General features: G+C 68.9%; 14 protein-coding genes. 11 read left to right on the top strand and 3 right to left on the bottom strand.

What is annotated here, in order from left to right; translation table 11 throughout:
• The first annotated feature begins 2 nt into the window (after nucleotides 1–2).
• The 9 genes from FJ657_RS07145 (at nucleotide 3) to FJ657_RS07185 (ending at nucleotide 10,700) form a co-directional block, all read left to right on the top strand.
• Nucleotides 3–923, top strand: a complete 921-nt coding sequence (locus tag FJ657_RS07145; protein WP_255447197.1) for a PfkB family carbohydrate kinase — start codon at nucleotides 3–5, stop codon at nucleotides 921–923.
• A 34-nt stretch (nucleotides 924–957) separates the two neighbouring features.
• The gene (locus tag FJ657_RS07150) at nucleotides 958–2,052 is read left to right on the top strand and encodes a LacI family DNA-binding transcriptional regulator (protein WP_141163012.1); all 1,095 of its coding nucleotides are present in this window, start codon (nucleotides 958–960) and stop codon (nucleotides 2,050–2,052) included.
• A gap of 161 nt (nucleotides 2,053–2,213) precedes the next feature.
• Nucleotides 2,214–3,530, top strand: coding sequence for an ABC transporter substrate-binding protein (locus FJ657_RS07155; protein WP_255447198.1), 1,317 nt, complete (start codon nucleotides 2,214–2,216; stop codon nucleotides 3,528–3,530).
• The gene (locus FJ657_RS07160) at nucleotides 3,527–4,510 is read left to right on the top strand and encodes a carbohydrate ABC transporter permease (RefSeq protein ID WP_141163014.1); all 984 of its coding nucleotides are present in this window, start codon (nucleotides 3,527–3,529) and stop codon (nucleotides 4,508–4,510) included. The genes FJ657_RS07155 and FJ657_RS07160 overlap by 4 nt, the downstream gene beginning before the upstream one ends.
• Nucleotides 4,504–5,340, top strand: coding sequence for a carbohydrate ABC transporter permease (locus FJ657_RS07165; RefSeq protein ID WP_141163015.1), 837 nt, complete (start codon nucleotides 4,504–4,506; stop codon nucleotides 5,338–5,340). The genes FJ657_RS07160 and FJ657_RS07165 overlap by 7 nt, the downstream gene beginning before the upstream one ends.
• A gap of 63 nt (nucleotides 5,341–5,403) precedes the next feature.
• Nucleotides 5,404–6,618, top strand: coding sequence for an MFS transporter (locus FJ657_RS07170; RefSeq protein ID WP_141163016.1), 1,215 nt, complete (start codon nucleotides 5,404–5,406; stop codon nucleotides 6,616–6,618).
• 445 nt (nucleotides 6,619–7,063) lie between these two features.
• Complete coding sequence (locus FJ657_RS07175) at nucleotides 7,064–9,541, top strand: ribonucleoside-diphosphate reductase subunit alpha (protein WP_141163017.1); 2,478 nt, start codon at nucleotides 7,064–7,066, stop codon at nucleotides 9,539–9,541.
• A complete protein-coding gene (locus FJ657_RS07180; RefSeq protein WP_141163018.1) occupies nucleotides 9,538–9,642 on the top strand; it encodes a ribonucleotide-diphosphate reductase subunit beta in 105 nt (34 codons plus the stop codon). The genes FJ657_RS07175 and FJ657_RS07180 overlap by 4 nt, the downstream gene beginning before the upstream one ends.
• Nucleotides 9,643–9,701: 59 nt before the next feature.
• The gene (locus FJ657_RS07185) at nucleotides 9,702–10,700 is read left to right on the top strand and encodes a ribonucleotide-diphosphate reductase subunit beta (RefSeq protein ID WP_141163019.1); all 999 of its coding nucleotides are present in this window, start codon (nucleotides 9,702–9,704) and stop codon (nucleotides 10,698–10,700) included.
• A 119-nt stretch (nucleotides 10,701–10,819) separates the two neighbouring features.
• Here the strand turns inward: FJ657_RS07185 and FJ657_RS07190 are convergent, their stop codons facing one another.
• Nucleotides 10,820–11,182, bottom strand: a complete 363-nt coding sequence (locus FJ657_RS07190) for a carboxymuconolactone decarboxylase family protein (protein WP_141163020.1) — start codon at nucleotides 11,180–11,182, stop codon at nucleotides 10,820–10,822.
• A 135-nt stretch (nucleotides 11,183–11,317) separates the two neighbouring features.
• On the opposite strand from FJ657_RS07190, the gene FJ657_RS07195 reads away from it, so the two are divergent.
• Nucleotides 11,318–11,515, top strand: coding sequence for a hypothetical protein (locus FJ657_RS07195; protein ID WP_141163021.1), 198 nt, complete (start codon nucleotides 11,318–11,320; stop codon nucleotides 11,513–11,515).
• 9 nt (nucleotides 11,516–11,524) lie between these two features.
• On the opposite strand, the gene hrpA is transcribed toward FJ657_RS07195, so the two are convergent.
• The gene (gene hrpA / locus FJ657_RS07200; protein ID WP_439653942.1) at nucleotides 11,525–15,673 is read right to left on the bottom strand and encodes an ATP-dependent RNA helicase HrpA; all 4,149 of its coding nucleotides are present in this window, start codon (nucleotides 15,671–15,673) and stop codon (nucleotides 11,525–11,527) included.
• 77 nt (nucleotides 15,674–15,750) lie between these two features.
• Between hrpA and FJ657_RS07205 the strand changes: the two genes are divergently transcribed.
• Nucleotides 15,751–16,584: an aldo/keto reductase gene (locus FJ657_RS07205; protein ID WP_141163023.1), complete on the top strand. Its 834-nt coding sequence runs from the start codon at nucleotides 15,751–15,753 to the stop codon at nucleotides 16,582–16,584.
• 75 nt (nucleotides 16,585–16,659) lie between these two features.
• On the opposite strand, the gene FJ657_RS07210 is transcribed toward FJ657_RS07205, so the two are convergent.
• The gene (locus tag FJ657_RS07210; RefSeq protein WP_141163024.1) at nucleotides 16,660–17,421 is read right to left on the bottom strand and encodes an MBL fold metallo-hydrolase; all 762 of its coding nucleotides are present in this window, start codon (nucleotides 17,419–17,421) and stop codon (nucleotides 16,660–16,662) included.
• Nucleotides 17,422–17,473 lie beyond the last annotated feature (52 nt).

Raw genomic sequence — 17,473 nt, forward strand, 5'->3', positions numbered from 1 at the left:
AGATGAGCACAGTGCGCGTCCTCGGCTTCGGGGACAACATCGTCGACCGCTTCGTCGATCGCGGCGTCGAGTATCCGGGGGGCAATGCGGTCAACGTCGCCGTGTTCGCCCGTCGGCTCGGCGCCGAGGCGGCGTACCTCGGGGTCTTCGGCGACGATGAGCACGGCAGCTTCGTCCGCGGCGCGATCGAGGACTGCGGGGTCGACACCTCGCGGTCCTCGGTGCGTCGCGGGCCGAACGGCCTCACCCGCATCGAGACCGTCGACGGAGAGCGTCGATTCCTCGAATGGAATGAGGGCGGTGTCACGCTCAGCGACCCCGTGAGGCTGAGCGACGACGACCTCGACTACGCGTCGAGCTTCTCGCTCGTCCACTCGAGCGTGTACTCGGGCACGGTCCCCGAGCTGCCCAAGCTGGCATCGACTCCGGTTCTGCGTTCATTCGACCTCTCCGCGGAGCCGGAGTTCCGCACCGCCTCGTACCTGAGCGAGGTGGGGCCGCATATCGACCTCGCTCTGGCCTCGCTGGGCGACCTGGGTTCGAGCGAGACCTGGGGCGAAATGCGACGTATCGCGGCGTTCGGCCCGCGGCTCGTGCTCGGCACCCGCGGTGCGGCCGGGGCCGTGCTGTTCGACGGGGACGACTACTACTACTCCGACGCCGCACCCGTGCCGGGACCCTTCGTCGACACGATGGGCTGCGGCGACGCCTACCTCGCGGCCTTCGTGGTTGAATTGCTCGGATCCGGCTGGCGGAGGAACGCGCGCCCGACGGGTGCGGCCCTTCATCGCTCGATGCGTCGGGCCGCCGAATCGGCCGCGCGCCAGTGCACGGTCGACGGTGCGTTCGGTCACGGGCGCCGCTTCGAAGCGGATGCGGCGCTCGACCCGCTGCCGCAGTTGGCGGCGGGAGACGGCGGCTGAGACGACCGGCCGTCACGAGGGGGAAGGCGACGCGATGTCGATCCAGCGTGACGGCGGTGCCTCGCCGACGATCTCCGAGGTCGCGGCGGAGGCCGGGGTGGGGCGCGCGACGGTCGCCCGCACGCTCGGCGGATACGGCTCCGTGAGCCCGAAGACCCGCGAGGTGGTGCTCGCCGCTGCCCAGCGGCTCGGCTATCGCCCCAACTCCGTCGCTCGCAGCATGTCGACCGGCGAGACCCGCACTCTCGGCGTGGTTCTCGCGGATGTGGGGAACCCCTTCTTCGCCGGCGTGCTGCGCGGGATCGCCGATGCCGCACGCCGCGCCGACTATGACGTGCTGGTGCTCAGCACCGACGAAGATCTGGCGCAGGAAGCGGCCGCCATCGACGTCCTCGTCGACAAGCGCGTCGACGGCGTCATCCTCGCGCCGGCAGCGGGGCGGCAGGCGCGCATGCCGCAGATCGACCTGCTCGAGCAGCGCGGCATCCCGCTCGTGCTGCTCGACCGCCTCGTCGACGCGGTGACCGCCGATGCGGTGGTGATCAACAACCGCGAGGCATCACGCGAAGCGGTCGCGTCGCTGATCGAGGCGGGCCACCGGCGGATCGGCTTCGTGTGGGGGCCCGTCACGACCGAGCCTGCCGCGGGCGCTGACGACCTCCGTCGCATCCTCGACAGCGCGCTGTGGAGCGACGGCGAGCGACTGCTCGGCTATCTCGAGGCGCTCGAGCAGGCCGGCATCCCCTTTGACACGTCGCTCGTGACCCACGTCGCGAAGCACGAATCGCAGGCCACCCGCGCCGTGCTGGGGATGCTGGCTCTGTCAGACCCCCCGACGGCCATCTTCGCGACCGAGACGGATGCGCTCACGGGCTCGTTGCGAGCGCTGCGGCAACGCGGGCTGCGGTGCCCCGACGACGTGTCGCTCATCGGCTTCGACGACAGTTCGTGGGCGAGCGTGATGACGCCGGCGATGTCGGTCGTCGCGCAGCCGATGCACCAGCTCGGGAAACTGGCCGCGGAGTGCCTCCTCGCTCGGATGGCCGGTGGCGTCGCGCCCGTCGCCACCCATGTCCTCGAGGCCGACTTCGTTCGACGCGACAGCGTGGCGCCACCCCCGGCGAACTGAGTATCGGCAGCGCGAGACCTCGTTCTCGTCTCGGGGATTGATACCGGTACCAGTTTTTCGTATAGTCGACGCACCCGGCCGTTTCGACGGTCGCCGAACCGATCCAATGACGGGTCTGACGGGCGATGAGCCCGCTCGGCCCCCCACGACGGGAGTCGAGCGTGAACCCCACCAGAGCGACCACTGCGATCGCGGCCACCGGAATCCTCGCCCTGGCGCTCACCGCGTGCTCGGCGAGCGGCGGCAGCGCCGACATCACGGCGAAGCCCGACTTCTCCGGCAGCCTGAGCATCCTCACCGCCGGCGCCGGCGATCCGATGGCACCCTACTTCGAGGGGGTCGTGAAGGATTACCAGGCCGAGCACCCCGATCTGAAGATCACACTCGCCCAGGAGACCGACGACAACGCGATCAAAGACAAGGAGAAGGTGCTCATCGGCTCGCAGTCGCTGCCCGATGTCTACTTCACCTACGCCGGCAACTGGGGTGAGAACTTCGCCGTCAACGGGCTCGCGGTCGACCTCAGCAAGCAGATCGCGCCGGGAACCGAGTGGGGCGACAGCTTCGGCACCGCCGCGCTCGACTCGTTCCGCTACGAGGGGAAGTACTACGGGGTGCCGTTCTACAACGACGCCAAGTTCATGGGCTACAACAAGCGCATCTTCTCCGAGCTCGGCCTCGAGGTGCCGTCGACGTTCGACGAGCTGATCTCCGACTGCTTCACCATCAAGGCCGCCGGCCAGGTGCCCATCGCCTTCGGCAACAAAGACGGCTGGCCCGGGCTGCACTACCTCGGACAGCTCGTCGCCTACAACGTGCCGCGCGACACGATCGACGCCGATCTCGCCCCGAAGACGGCGAGGTACGACGACCCGGGCTATGTGACGGCGATGGAGCAGTTCCAGCGGCTGGTGACCGAGTGCACCGGTGACGGCAGCAACTCCAACGGCGTGACCTACACGACGGCCCAGCAGCAGCAGGCCACCGGCAAGGCGGCCATGTACTACCAGGAGCTCATCGAGTTCGACTCGGTGAACACGAGCGACAGCCAGCTGAACAGAGATGGCTTCGGGATCTTCCAGCTGCCCGCGCCCGACGGAGCCAAGGGCGACCCGGGCACCCTGCAGGGAGCGCCCGAGGGCTACATGATCAACGCCAAGAGCAAGAACGCACCCGTCGCGCTCGACTTCCTCAAGTTCCTCACCAACCGCGAGAACGCGACGACCCTCTCCTCGCCGCCGTACGGCCAGCCGAGCGCCGTCAAGGGCGTCGTGACCGAGGAGGTCGCCAGCCCCGCCGTCGCCGAGGGCGCCAAGCTCGTCGACGATGCGGAGTCGTCGTTCGCGTGGCTCGACATGGCGAATGTGCCCGAGGTCGCCGACTCGTGGGTCGCCGTCTCAGAGGGACTCGTCTCGGGCAGCCTCACTCCGAAGGCCGCACTCGCCGCCGTTCGTGCCGCGGCCGAGAAGGCGAAATGACGGCCCTGCAGGCCCCGACCGAACTCCGCCCGACCTCGCTCGAGGAGGTCGGGCGGGGCCCAGCCCGCGTCTCTCGGCGGCGAGGGCCGGTCAGACCCGGCACCCGCGCGAGCGCGGGCGGCCTGATCTGGCTGCTGCCGGCGCTCGCGGTGCTGGCCGTCTTCGTCTACTGGCCGCTGACCCAGAACATCCTCTTCAGCTTCCTGAAGTGGAACATCTACAGCGGCGAGCAGACCTTCGTCGGCGGTGACAACTACGTCGCCCTCGCCGAGGATCCGATCTTCTGGAAAGCACTGGGCAACAACGTCTGGTACGCCGTCATCTCGATCGTGTTCCAGGTCTTCGGCGCCCTGGTGCTCGCCGCGATCGTCGAGAGCGTGCGCCGCGAGCGCTGGCGCAAAGCGCTGCGGGCGATCTACTTCATCCCGTCGGCGATCTCGCTCACAGTCGCGGGCCTGCTCTTCTACTTCATCTACCAGCCGCAGACGGGCCTGCTCAACGTCTTCTTCGACAACCTCGGTCTCGGGCAGTTCTCGCAGGCGTGGCTCGGGCACGAGAGCACAGCGATCTTCGCGATCATCGCGATGAGCCAGTGGCAGGGCTTCGGTTACAGCGTCCTGCTGTTCTCGGTCGCGCTGCAGCGCATCCCACAGGAGCTCTATGAAGCCGCGCAGATCGACGGCATCGGCCCCGTCCGTCGCTTCTTCAACGTGTCACTGCCGCTCGTCCGCGAGATGACCGGCCTCATGATGATCGTCACCATCTCCGGCGCGTTCCAGGTCTTCAACGAGGTCATGGTGATGACCAGCGGTGGACCCAACAACTCCAGCCAGGTGCTCGGCACCTGGCTCTATCACGCGGGCTTCGTCACGAACGACTTCGGGTCGGCAGCCGCGATCGGCGTCGCGATCTTCGTCATCACGCTGCTGCTCGCCGCCGCGCAGCTCGCCTACTCACGGAAGAAGAGGGTCGAATGGTGATCGTCGCCCGGCTGGGCCGAGGGATCAGGGCCGTACTGGTCTGGGTGATCCTGATCGCGCTCGCGATCGTCGTCATCTACCCGCTCGCGTGGATGGTGATGAACGCGCTGAAGACGAACGCCGAGCTGTTCGGCGACCCGTTCTCGCTGCCGTCGTCGCCGCTCTGGCAGAACTTCGCGACGGCATGGCGTCAAGGCGTCGGCGACTTCGTCGGCACCAGCGTCTCGCTCACGGTGCTCGCGACGCTGCTGACCGAGCTGATCAGCGCCTGGGCCGCCTACGCGCTCACCCGCGTCAACATCCCGCTGAACCGCACCATGACGGTGCTCGTGCTCGCCGGGCTGATGCTCGCGCCGACGGTCGCGCTGATCCCACTCGTCAAGATGTTCCAGTCGCTCGGTCTCTACGATTCCTTCGCCGGGCTGCTGATCCTCTACACGGCTTTCCGCATCCCCTTCACCGTCTTCCTCATGCGCGCCTACATGCTCGATCTGCCGCGTGAGGTCGACGAGGCCGCCGCGCTGGACGGCGCATCGCGTGCGGCGACGTTCTGGCGCATCATCCTGCCGATGAGCATGCCCATCATCGCCACCACCATCGTGCTCAACGTGCTGCAGAACTGGAACGAGTACCTCTTCGCGATGATCTTCACCAGCGGATCGGGCGTGCAGACCCTCCCGGTCGGCCTGTCCGATCTGATGTCGAAGAACGGCACGCAGTATCCCGTCGTCTTCGCCGGGATGGTCATCGCGGCGGTGCCGATGGTCGTGCTGTTCTTCGCCTGCCAGCGCTATTTCGTTCGCGGGCTCGCCGGGGGAGTGGGCAAGTAGCCCCCGTCCGGCGGCACGACCGCCGATGCTCTCGGCCCCGCGATCACTAGAGTCGGAAGCACCGTGAAGTCCTATCTCGACCTGCTGCGAACCTCGGGGGTCGGGCGCATCATCGCCGCCCAGCTGACCGCCCGCTTCCCCTCCGGCATGCTCTCGCTCGCCTACCTTCTGCATGTCGAGCACCTCTTCCACTCCTACGGCGCCGCCGGCCTCGTGCTCGCGACCACCAGCGTCGGCCAGGCCATCTCCGGCCCGCTGACGAGTCGTTGGATGGGGCGCTGGGCGATGCGCCCGGTGCTGATCCTGACGACGCTCGTCTGCAGCGCGACGATGATCGTCGTCGCGCTGCTGCCCGCAGGCGTGCCGCTGCCCGTCTACATGGCCGTCGGCCTGCTCGGCGGCCTCGCCTTCCCGCCCGTGCAGCCGGCCGTGCGCACGATCTACCCGAAGATGGTCACCGCCCGCCAGCTCACGCCGCTGTTCTCGCTGGATGCGTCGGCGCAGGAGATCATCTGGGTCGCCGGGCCGGTCGTCACCACCTTCATCGCGACGCAGATCTCGACCGTGCTGGCGATCCTCATCGCCGCCGCCTTCTGCCTCGGCGGCGGAGCCTGGTTCATCTTCTCGCCCGAGGTCGGGCGCGTGCGCATCCCGCGCTCGAAGCGCGCCTTCGGCAAGGTGCTCACCCGGCCGACCGTGCTCGTGGTCACGGTCGTCGGCTTCGTGCTGATCGGCGCCTGCGCCGCGATCGAGGCCAGCGTGGTCGCGTCGTTCGGCGAGGGCAGCGTCGAGTCGGGCGCTGTGCTGGCCGTCTTCGCGCTCGGCTCGCTCGTCGGCGGTCTCGCCTTCGGCCACGCCCCCGTGGGCCGCTGGAGCCTCGCCCGCCGCATGATCGTCTTCGTCGTCGGTGCCGTGTTCTCGGTCATCGCGTGGGAGTTCTGGTCGCTCACCGCCGCCGTGCTCATCGCCGGACTCGCGGTCGCCCCGGCCCTCGCGGTCATGTTCGCCGCGGTGTCGTCGAGTGTGAAGTTCAGTGACACCGCTGAGGCCTACGGCTGGGTCGGCACCGGCCAGCTGATCGGCGCCGCAGCCGGCTCGGCGATCGCCGGCGTGATGATCGACCACTTCGACGCCAAAGGCGGCCTCGCCGCCGCGGCCGGGTTCGCCGTCTTCGCCTTCCTCGTGCCGGTGATCTTCGTGAGAGCGCTGCCCGACCTGCGGGGCCGCGACGCCTCGCCGATCCCCGACACCGAGCCGGTGCAGACGCTGCGTCCTTGAGTCCCGGCGATCGTCGGAGTCTGCTGCAACGGCCCGCACCGCCGCCGGTCCCGCTCCGACGGGTGGCGGCCGACGCGGTGATGTCCGACGCCATCAGTAGCGTTCGCGGGGGAACCGATCCCGCGTCCGCGTCTAGCGCTTAATCACTCACAGGGTGTGGAGAAACGCCGACAACTTATTCACATCTGTGGACGACACGCCCACAAGATATTGGGGTCGATCCGGAATGGACCCCGATATATAGTGGTCGAGCCGCCGGCCGCAGGCAGGGATCCGGGCTCGCGAGCGGCTTCCGAACCACCGAAGACCGGGTCAGCGCGGCAGCATCCGCACCGCAGGATCAGCGCCACCCGATCAGCACTTTTCGCACCACAGCTCAACTGCAGAGCACCACCACGAGCACCAGCCACTGGGGACGCGTCTCACGACGCAGAAGGAGAACGAGATGGCCATCACCGTCGTTAAGCGCAACGGAGAGCGCGAGCCCTACGACGCGAACAAGATCAACCTGGCCATCGAGCACGCGAGCCGCGGACTCGACGACAGCATCACCTGGGTCACCCAGATCGCCAGCGAGCTCGAGCTGACGCTCTTCGACGGCATCACGACACAGCAGCTCGACGAGGCCGTCATCCAGGTCGCCCTGCAGAACGTCAAGGACGACCCGCAGTTCGACACGGTCGCGGCCCGCCTGCTGCTCAAGACCATCTACAAGCGCGTGCTCGGCGACTACGACACCGACGCCGAGCTCAAGGCGCTGCACGCCGAGCACTTCGTCGCCTACGTCAACCAGGGCGTCGACGAGCTTCTGCTCGACTCGCGCTTCACGACCGGCATCTTCGACCTCGATCGCCTCGCGGCCGCCCTCGAGCCCGAGCGCGACAAGCTGCTCAAGTACATCGGCGCCGTCACCCTCAACAACCGCTATGGCATCAAGGCCCGCGACAACGAGCCGCTCGAGGTTCCCCAGTACTTCTGGATGCGCATCGCGATGGGCCTCTCGCTCAACGAGCCCGACGCCACCAGCCACGCGATCGCCTTCTACGACAAGATGTCGAAGCTCGAGTACCTCGCGGCCGGCTCGACCCTCGTCAACGCGGGAACCTCCTACCCGCAGCTCTCCAACTGCTTCGTCATGGAGATGCAGGACGACATCGAGCACATCGCCAAGAGCGTGCGCGACGTCATGTGGCTCACCAAGGGCACCGGCGGCATCGGCCTCTCCGTGTCGAAGCTGCGCGCCCAGGGCTCGCCCATCCGCTCGAACAACACCACCTCGACCGGCCCGATCCCGTTCATGCACACGATCGACTCGGTGCTGCGCGCGGTCAGCCGCGGCGGCAAGAAGTTCGGCGCCCTCTGCTTCTACATGGAGAACTGGCACCTCGACTTCCCCGAGTTCCTCGACCTGCGTCAGAACTCCGGCGATCCCTACCGCCGCACCCGCACCGCCAACACCGCCGTCTGGATCTCGGACGAGTTCATGAAGCGCGTGCAGAACGACGAGGACTGGTACCTCTTCGACCCGCTCGAGGTCAGCGACCTCGGCGAGCTCTACGGCAAGGCCTTCTCCGAGCGCTACGCCGAGTACGCCGCCAAGGCCGAGGCCGGCGAACTCAACATGTTCAAGAAGATCCGCGCCCGCGAGCAGTTCAAGGCGATCCTGATCTCGCTCCAGACCACCAGCCACCCGTGGCTGACCTGGAAGGACACGATCAACAACCGCGCCCTCAACAACAACACGGGCACGATCCACCTCTCGAACCTCTGCACCGAGGTCTGCCTGCCGCAGGACGTCGACAACGTCTCGGTCTGCAACCTGGCGTCGATCAACCTGCCGCGCCACCTCGTGCGCGGCGAGGACGGCCAGCTCGGCTTCGACTGGGACCTCATCGCCGAGTCGGCGCGTCTGGCCGTGCGTCAGCTCGACAACCTGCTCGACATCACCCTGTCGAGCGTCGCCGAGGCCGACTTCTCGAACCAGCAGAACCGCGCCATCGGCCTGGGCGTCATGGGCTTCACCGACATCGTCGAGCGCCTCGGCATCTCGTACGAGTCGGAGGAGGCCTACGACCTCATCGACGAGATCATGGAGCACGTCTCCTACGCGGCCATCGAGGAGAGCGTCAAGCTCGCCGAGGAGCGCGGCTCGTACCCGAACTTCGCCGGCTCGCGCTGGTCGGAGGGCCTCGTGCCCTTCGACTCGATCGCCCTCACCGAGGCAGACCGCGGCATGGAGATCAAGGTCGACCGCACCACGCGCCTCGACTGGGACGCGCTGCGCGCCAAGGTCAAGGGCGGCATGCGCAACGCGACGCTCATGGCGATCGCGCCCACCGCATCCATCGGCCTCGTCGCCGGCACCACGCCCGGCCTCGACCCGCAGTTCTCGCAGATCTTCAGCCGCGCCACCAGCAACGGCAAGTTCCTCGAGATCAACCACAACCTGGTGAACGCCCTCCGCGAGGCGGGCATCTGGGAGCAGGTGCGCGAGCGCATCCTGCGCAGCCAGGGCGACATCCAGAGCATCGAGGCGATCCCCGACGAGATCAAGAACGTCTTCAAGACGAGCTTCCAGCTCTCGCCCTACGCCTTCCTCGACGTCGCCGCGCGCGCGCAGAAGTGGGTCGACCAGGCGATCAGCCGCAACATGTACCTCGAGACGCGCGACCTCGGCGACATGATGGACATCTACTACGGGGCCTGGGAGCGCGGCGTCAAGACCACGTACTACCTGCACGTGAAGCCGCGTCACACCGCCGAGCAGTCGACGGTCAAGGTCAACAAGACCGAGGACCTGGATGCGCAGAAGACCGCCAAGCGCGGCTTCGGCGCCGCCGCCCCCGCCGTCGCGGGCGCCTCCTCCGAGGCTGCTCCGAGTGCGGCCCCGGCCCGTCGCGGATTCGGTGGACTGGGCAAGTGAGCGCGATGAGCGACAGCGTCTTCGGCGGATCGACCGGCACCTGGGACTACGAGGTGCCCGTCGACCCGATGGACGAGCTGCAGTGCGAGAGCTGCCAGTAGCCGGCAGCACGCACCCCCACGACACGTAGAACCGCGAAGCGAGAAAGAAGACTCCCGACATGGCCATCCTCGGCACCGGAATCAAGGAAGGGCTGCTGCTCAAGCCCGTCACCTACAAGTGGGCGATGGACCTCTACGACCAGGCGGTCGCGAACACCTGGTTCCCGAACGAGATCCAGCTCGGCGAGGACATCGCCGACTTCAAGAAGATGACCGACGAGGAGCGCCACGCGATCACGTTCCTCATGTCGTACTTCAACCCGAACGAGCTGCTGGTCAACAAGGCCCTGGCCTTCGGCGTCTACCCCTACGTCAATGCTCCCGAGGCGCACCTCTACCTCGCGAAGCAGATGTGGGAGGAGGCCAACCACTGCATGTCGTTCGAGTACGTGCTCGAGACCTTCCCGATCGACCGCAACGAGGCCTACAACTCGCACGTCGACGTGCCGTCGATGGCGAAGAAGGAGGAGTTCGAGGTCAACTTCATCCGCCGCATGACGGAGGAGACCCTCGACATCACGACCACGAAGGGGAAGCAGGACTTCATCCGCAACCTCGTGGCGTACAATATCATCCTCGAGGGCATCTGGTTCTACTCGGGCTTCATGGTCGCGCTGTCGTTCCGTCAGCGGAACCTGCTGCGCAACTTCGGCTCGCTCATGGACTGGATCGTGCGCGACGAGAGCCTGCACCTGAAGTTCGGCATCAACCTGATCCTGACGGTGCTGGAGGAGAACCCCGACCTGCAGACGGAGGAGTTCGCCGCCGAGATCAAGCAGATGATCGTCGACGCCGTCGCGATGGAGGAGGAGTACAACCGCGACCTCCTGCCGAACGGCATCCTCGGCCTCAACGCGAACTACATCAACCAGTACGTGAAGTACCTGGCCGACCGTCGTCTCGAGGAGCTCGGCTTCGAGCCCGAGTACAACGTGTCGAACCCGGCGAAGTGGATGGCGGCGGCGAACGACACGCTGCAGCTCGTCAACTTCTTCGAGTCGACGAACACCTCGTACGAGTCGAACGCCTCGGCGACCGTCGCGTCGAAGAGCGAGTGATCGCGGCCGGCTGAGCGTCGCGTCGCGCAGCCGACAGCACGAAGGCCCCGACCATCACGGTCGGGGCCTTCGTCGTGCACGGCGCCCGGTGTCGTGACGACCGGCGCGCGGGGCAGCGCTCAGGCCTGCTGCACGTCGCCGTCGTGGTCGTGGATGCCCGAGAGCTTGAAGGCGAGGCGACCGTGCGCGAATCCGCCGCCGGCGCGGATCGCCGTGGCGACCCATCCCGCTTCCGCCAGCTCGTCCTGGGTGGCGCCCGCGGCGACCGCCTTCTGGGAATGCGCGTCGATGCAGTAGACGCACTGCGTCGTGATGCCGACGGCCAGCGCGATGAGCTCGCGGTACTTCAGCGGGATCGCGCGGCCCTCCTTCGCGAAGACGGCGTTGTCGAAGTCGCTGAAGGCTTTGAGGATGTCGGGCGTCGACGCCTTGTAGTCGGCGGTGTAGGCGCGGTCGCCTTCGCGGTCGTAGAACTCGGTCATCGGCAGGGTCTCCTCAGGGATCGGGACGCGGGGCGGATCCGCCATCCCATCCCACCGCACCCGCTGCGGACGTGCTTCCGGTGTGACCCCGCGTGACGTGGCCCGGGAACCCTCGGAGTGGTGTGAGATGGAATCATGTTCATCGAGGGAAAATACGGCATCCTCTGGAACCTCGCGGTGGTCGCCGGGTTCAAACGCAAGCGCAACGGGTCGATCGATCTCTACTTCCCGGTCGCAGGCGGAAACCTCACGGTCGGCACCTCCCACCCGCAGTACCGCCAGATCGACCAGTTCCTCCGTCAGCACACGATCGGCGCGGATCAGCCGAGCTGATCCGCGAGGTCAGCCGGCGAGGGCTTTGCGGATGCGCTGGATCGAGACGGGCCCGGCGGCGCCGAGCTGCTGCGCGAAGAGCGAGACGCGCAGCTCCTCGAGCATCCAGCGCACCGTCCGCAGCCGCTCAGGCACGGCGGCCGTGAGCGGCAGCGTGCCGCCGGCTTCGCGGTAGAGCGCCGTCGCGTTCTCGACCTCGTTCTGCCAGACCCGGTCGCGGCCGGGGTTCTGCACGAGTGCGTCGACGCGCACGGCGATGCCGCGCAGGTAGACGGGCACGCGGCGCAGCTGGGTCGCGCCGGTCACGCCGATGAAGCCGGGATGCACGAGCGCCTCGAGCTGCGTGCGCGCGTCGGCGAGGGGCGACATGAATGCGAGGCTCGAGTTCTTCGAGATCGCCTTGTCGGCGGCGCGGGCCGCGTCGAGCACGGCCGCGGCGGTCGCGACGACGCCGAACACGGCATCCAGCAGCCCGGCCGAGATCTCGTCGCGCAGCGCCTCGAACTCCGCGCGGGTGCGCGGGGCGCGGGCTCCGACACGCTCGTCGATGGCGGCGGCCAGCGCGTCGTCGAGCAGGGCGCCGGTCGAGCGGTAGGGGCTCGTGGCGAGCGCCATCTTCTCGGGGCCGGTCAGGTGCTCCTGCACGTAGGAGAGCGGGCTCGGCAGCGCGAGGGCGAGCAGACGGCGGATGCCGGCGGCGTGCGCGCCGGTCGCTTCGCTCTCGGTGCCGAAGAGCTTGATGGCCACGGTCGAGCCCTCGTCGACAAGCGCGGGGTAGGCGCGGATCGTGTTGCCACCCTGCTTCGTGTCGAGCACGGCCGGCAGCGTGTCAAGGTCGAAGCTCGTGAGCCCGGTGCGCTCGAGATCGCTGCGCGGCGTCGTCGCGGCTCTGGCGACGCTCGTGCGGGCGCGCTCGCCGAGGCTCGTCTTGAGCTCGTCGAGGTCTTTCGAGCGGCGCACGCGACGGCCGCGCTCATCCACCGCGGAGTAGTTGACGCGCAGATGCTCGGGCAGTCGGCTCGCATCGAAGTCATCGGGGGAGACGGGGGTATGCGCGAGCTTGCGGATGAGCTCGGCCAGGCGCTCGGTCAGGCGTCCGTCGGGCGTCGACGGCAGCTCGGCGACGAGGCGGCGCGCCCAGTCGCCGGCGGGCACGACGTTGCGGCGGATCGCCTTCGGCAGCGTCTTGATCAGCGCCGTCACGAGCTCCTCGCGCATGCCCGGCACGAGCCAGTCGAAGCCGTCGGACTGCACGCCCGGCAGCAGGGCGAGCGGCACATCCACCGTCACGCCGTCATCCGCCGCACCGGGCTCGAAGCGGTAGCGCAGGGCGAGGCGCTGGTCGTCGCTGCGCCACTCGCTCGGATAGAGCGACTCATCCACGTCCGGTTCATCGTCCGGCAGCAGGTCGGCCCGCGTCATCGTGAGCAGCTCGGGCTGCTCCTTCCGCGCCGTGCGCCACCAGCTCTCGAACTCGCGCACGGTCGCGACCTCGCGTGGCAGCCGGCCGTCGTAGAAGTCGACGACGGCCTCGTCATCGAGCAGGATGTCGCGGCGGCGCGTGCGCTCCTCGACTTCGGCGAGCTCGCGGCGCAGACGGCGGTTGTCGCGGTCGAAGTCGAAGGCGCGATCGCGGGCGATCTCGTTGGGCCACTCGCCGGCGACGAAGGCGTGGCGGATGAGCAGCTCACGCGCGTACGCCCGGTCGATGCGGGCGAGCTGCACACGCCGGCGCGGCACGATCACGACACCGTAGAGCGTGACGCGCTCGTTGACGACCGCGGCGCCCTGCCGCTTCTCCCAGTGCGGATCGGCGTGGCTGCGCTTCACCAGGTCGCCTGCGAGCGCCTCGGCCCACGCCGGGTCGATCGCGGCGACCGTGCGCGCGAAGAGGCGGCTGGTCTCCACGAGCTCGGCGGCCATGACGGCGGCCGGCGGGCGCGACGACAGCGCCGAGCCGGGGAACACGGTGAACTTCTGTCCGCGCGCGCCGAGGAACTCGCGGCCGCGACGGTTGCGACCGTTTTCGTCGCGGGAGTCCTCGCGGGACGCCTTGCCTCCGGCGTTCGATCCGGTCGTGCGGTCGTCGCGGATGCCGATGCGGCTGAGCAGGCCCGCGAGCAGCGCCTTGTGGATGGCGTCGGCGTCGGAGCCGGTGGTGCCGTCGGAGTCCGCGGCGCCGGTCTTCGCGGCGCCGGTCTTCGCAGTGCCGGTCCTGTCGGCGACCGTCGTGCCGGAGGACTCGGCGCCCGCGACGGCGTTCTCGGCGTTCTGGCCCCGCCCGCGACCACGTCCTCGGCCGCGCCCGCGCGCATCCGGCCCCTGCTCGTCGCGCGCTCCGCGCCCGCGACCGCCACCGGCACGGCTGCCCTCGCTGCCCTTGAGGTCGAGGGCGCGCAGGATCTGGCGGTTGAGGTCCTGCCACTCGCGCACGCGCAGGTGATTGAGGAACTCGTCGCGGCACATGCGGCGGAAGGCGTTGCCGCTGCGGTCCTTCTGCTCGCGCTGGAGGTGGTTCCAGAGGTTGAGCATCGACACGAAGTCGCTCGACGGGTCGCGGAAGCGCGCGTGCAGCTGATCGGCTTGCGGGCGCTTCTCGAGCGGGCGTTCGCGCACATCCTGGATGCTCAGCCCCGCGACGATCGCCGTCACCTCGCGGGCGACGCCGAGGCGGCGGCCCTCGACGAGCATGCGGCCGAAGCGCGGGTCGACGGGCAGGCGCGACAGCTCTCGCCCGATGCGGGTGATCTGACGGGCCCCGCCGTCACGGCCGGGATGCACGGCGCCGAGCTCGGCGAGCAGGTCGAGGCCGTCGGCGATGCCGCGCGAGTCCGGCGGCTGCAGGAAGGGGAAGGCGTCGATCTCGCCGAGGTCGAGCGAGATCATCTGCAGGATGACCGCCGCGAGCCCGGTGCGCAGGATCTCGGGGTCGGTGAACTCGGGGCGGCGGGCGAAGTCCTCTTCCGAATAGAGGCGGATCGCGATGCCATCGCTCGTACGGCCGGCGCGGCCCGAGCGCTGATTGGCGCTGGCCTGGCTGATCGCCTCGATCGGCAGCCGCTGCACCTTCGCACGCGGCGAGTAGCGGCTGATGCGGGCGGTTCCGGCGTCGATCACGTACTTGATGCCGGGAACCGTGAGGCTCGTCTCGGCGACGTTGGTCGAGAGCACCACGCGACGACGCACCCCGGCCGGTCGGGCGCCGAAGACGCGATGCTGGTCGGCGGCGCTGAGCCGGCCGTAGAGCGGAAGCACCTCGGTGCCCGACGACTCGCGGTAGCGGCCGCGCACCGCATCCTCGGCGTCGCGGATCTCGGCCTCGCCGCTGAGGAAGACGAGCACGTCGCCGGCCGGCTCGCGGTCGAGCTCGGCGAGGGCGTCGAGGATGCCGTCGGTCTGATCGCGGCCGCCGTCGGCGCCGGAGGACCCGCCCGAGCCGCCTTCGTCATCCTCGCTGTCGTCGCTGTCGTCGCTCGCCGTCGCGGCGTCGGCGACGAGCGGCCGGTAGCGGATCTCGACCGGGAAGGTGCGCCCCGAGACCTCGACGATCGGCGCGGGCCGGCCCTGCACATCGGCGAAGTGCTTCGCGAAGCTCTCGGGGTCGATCGTCGCGCTCGTGATGACGACCTTGAGGTCGGGGCGTCGCGGCAGCAGGCGGGTGAGGTAGCCGAGCAGGAAGTCGATCGTGAGGCTGCGCTCGTGCGCCTCGTCGATGATGATCGCGTCGTAGCGCTTCAGGTCGCGGTCGCGGTTGATCTCGGCCAGCAGCACGCCGTCGGTCATGAGCTTGACCCGGGTGGACTTCGAGGTCTGATCGGTGAAGCGCACCTGGTATCCGACGACGGTGCCCAGCTCGACGCCGAGCTCCTCGCTGAGCCGCTCGGCGATGCTGCGCGCGGCGATGCGGCGCGGCTGGGTGTGGCCGATGTGCTCGCATCCGGCCTCGAGCAGGATCTTCGGCAGCTGCGTCGTCTTGCCCGAGCCGGTCTCGCCGGCCACGATCACGACCTGGTTCTCGCGCACGGCCGTCAGCAGGTCGTCGCGACGCGCGCTCACGGGCAGCTCGGACGGGTACGAGATCACGTACGGAACCGCGGCGGGCGACGTGGATGCGTCAGCAGACGCGGCGGGGGAGTCAGGCGAGGAGGTCATGGGCAGCCTTCCATCTTAGCGTCGCGTCCGAGTGCGACGCCCCGCCCGGCGAGGGCGGAGCCCCGACCTCTAGCGTGGAGAGCATGACTTCCTCCGTGCCCACCATCGAACTCAACGACGGCATCCAGATCCCGCAGCTCGGCTTCGGCGTCTTCAAGGTCGACCCCGCCGAGACCGAGCGGATCGTCACCGATGCGCTCGAGGCCGGCTACCGCCACATCGACACCGCCGCCATCTACGGCAACGAGGAGGGCGTCGGCGCCGCGATCGCCAAGTCGGGCATCGCCCGCGACGAGCTCTTCGTGACCACGAAGCTCTGGAACGACCGCCACCAGAAGGCCGCCGCCCACGCCGCGATCGACGAGAGCCTCGCGAAGCTCGGGCTCGAGCACGTCGACCTCTACCTGGTGCACTGGCCGACACCGGCGAAGAACGACTACGTCGAGGCCTGGCAGGCGCTCATCGAGATCAAGGAGCTCGGCAAGACCCGCTCGATCGGCGTCTCGAACCACCAGGTGGCGCACCTCGACGAGATCATCGCCGCGACCGGCGTGACGCCGAGCGTCAACCAGATCGAGCTGCACCCCGGCTTCTCGCAGCTCGAGCTGCGCACCCACCACGAGAAGCTCGGCATCCGCACCGAGGCGTGGGGTCCGCTCGGTCAGGGCAAGTACGACCTGCTGTCGCGCGGCCCGGTCGTCGCCGCGGCCGAGGCGCACGGCGTGACGCCGGCGCAGGTCGTGATCCGCTGGCACCTGCAGATCGGGAACATCGTGTTCCCGAAGTCGAACTCGCGGGAGCGCATCGCGCAGAACTTCGACGTCTTCGGCTTCGAGCTGAGCGACGGCGAGGTCGCCGCGATCACGCTGCTCGACGAGAACAAGCGCGTCGGCTCGCACCCGGACGACGTGAACTGACGTCATCCGACGGCGAATGGGGTGCGCTGCCCGGGCGGGCGGCGCACCCCTTCGTCGTGGGGAGGGCTGTGCGGGCTAGAGCGCGAGCTCGATGCGCTCGCCGCGGGGCGTGGCCGCGAGCAGCTCGGCCCGACCGGCGGAGGCGAAGGCCGCTTCGAGATCGGCACGGCTCTCGCTGAAGTGCTGCCAGTCCTCGCAGTGCACGCCCACGACCGCGTCGGCGCCGAGGAGGCCGGCCGCCTCGGCCGCATCCGCCGACGTCAGAGTCAGGTTGCCGTCGACCGAGGGCACCCGCGCGGCGCCCGCGTTGAGCACGGCGAGGCGGATGTCGGGGAAGTTCTCGCTGATCTGCTTGACCAGGCCGAGCGACAGGTTGTCGCCGCTGACGTAGACCGTCGGCTCGCCGGCCTTCTGCAGCACGAAGCCGACGACCGGCACCTGCTCGGCCGCGCCCGGCCGGTGCTGGGCGGGCACGATCGTCACGGTCACGTCGCCGAGCTGGTGCTTCTCCCAGTCGTCGTAGCCGACGACCGAGCCGCCCCACAGATCGCTCGCGGCCGCGCGGGTGCTGATCGTGAGCGGCCCCGAGGCGATGAGCTCGAGGCCCTCCCAGTCGAGGTTGTCCTTGTGCGCATGGTGCGAGAGCAGCACGAGATCGACGACGCCGACCTCGGCGCGGGTCAGCCCCGGCCCGTGCGTCTTGACGAGGGTCGCCGTGCCCGCGTCGCCGACGTAGGTCTGCGGCGGGTCGAAGGTGGGATCGGTCACGATGCGCAGACCGGCCCACTCCAGGAGCACCGTCGGTCCGCCGATGTAGGTCACAGCCGTCGTCGACATGGCCTGAGCCTAGGGCGCTTCGCGGTCGCCCCGCCGGGAACCGGCTGGATGC

Origin of the sequence: Schumannella soli (assembly GCF_006517435.1) — a bacterium.
Lineage (GTDB): Bacteria > Actinomycetota > Actinomycetes > Actinomycetales > Microbacteriaceae > Schumannella > Schumannella soli.

What these genes read in the sequence shown, in the direction of transcription:
- FJ657_RS07175 (WP_141163017.1), top strand. Translation starts at nt 7,064, where the DNA reads ATGGCCATCACCGTCGTTAAGCGCAACGGAGAGCGCGAGCCCTACGAC.
- FJ657_RS07145 (WP_255447197.1), top strand. Translation starts at nt 3, where the DNA reads ATGAGCACAGTGCGCGTCCTCGGCTTCGGGGACAACATCGTCGACCGC.
- FJ657_RS07160 (WP_141163014.1), top strand. Translation starts at nt 3,527, where the DNA reads ATGACGGCCCTGCAGGCCCCGACCGAACTCCGCCCGACCTCGCTCGAG.
- FJ657_RS07185 (WP_141163019.1), top strand. Translation starts at nt 9,702, where the DNA reads ATGGCCATCCTCGGCACCGGAATCAAGGAAGGGCTGCTGCTCAAGCCC.
- FJ657_RS07165 (WP_141163015.1), top strand. Translation starts at nt 4,504, where the DNA reads ATGGTGATCGTCGCCCGGCTGGGCCGAGGGATCAGGGCCGTACTGGTC.
- FJ657_RS07205 (WP_141163023.1), top strand. Translation starts at nt 15,751, where the DNA reads ATGACTTCCTCCGTGCCCACCATCGAACTCAACGACGGCATCCAGATC.
- FJ657_RS07150 (WP_141163012.1), top strand. Translation starts at nt 958, where the DNA reads ATGTCGATCCAGCGTGACGGCGGTGCCTCGCCGACGATCTCCGAGGTC.
- FJ657_RS07210 (WP_141163024.1), bottom strand. Translation starts at nt 17,421, where the DNA reads ATGTCGACGACGGCTGTGACCTACATCGGCGGACCGACGGTGCTCCTG.
- FJ657_RS07195 (WP_141163021.1), top strand. Translation starts at nt 11,318, where the DNA reads ATGTTCATCGAGGGAAAATACGGCATCCTCTGGAACCTCGCGGTGGTC.
- FJ657_RS07190 (WP_141163020.1), bottom strand. Translation starts at nt 11,182, where the DNA reads ATGACCGAGTTCTACGACCGCGAAGGCGACCGCGCCTACACCGCCGAC.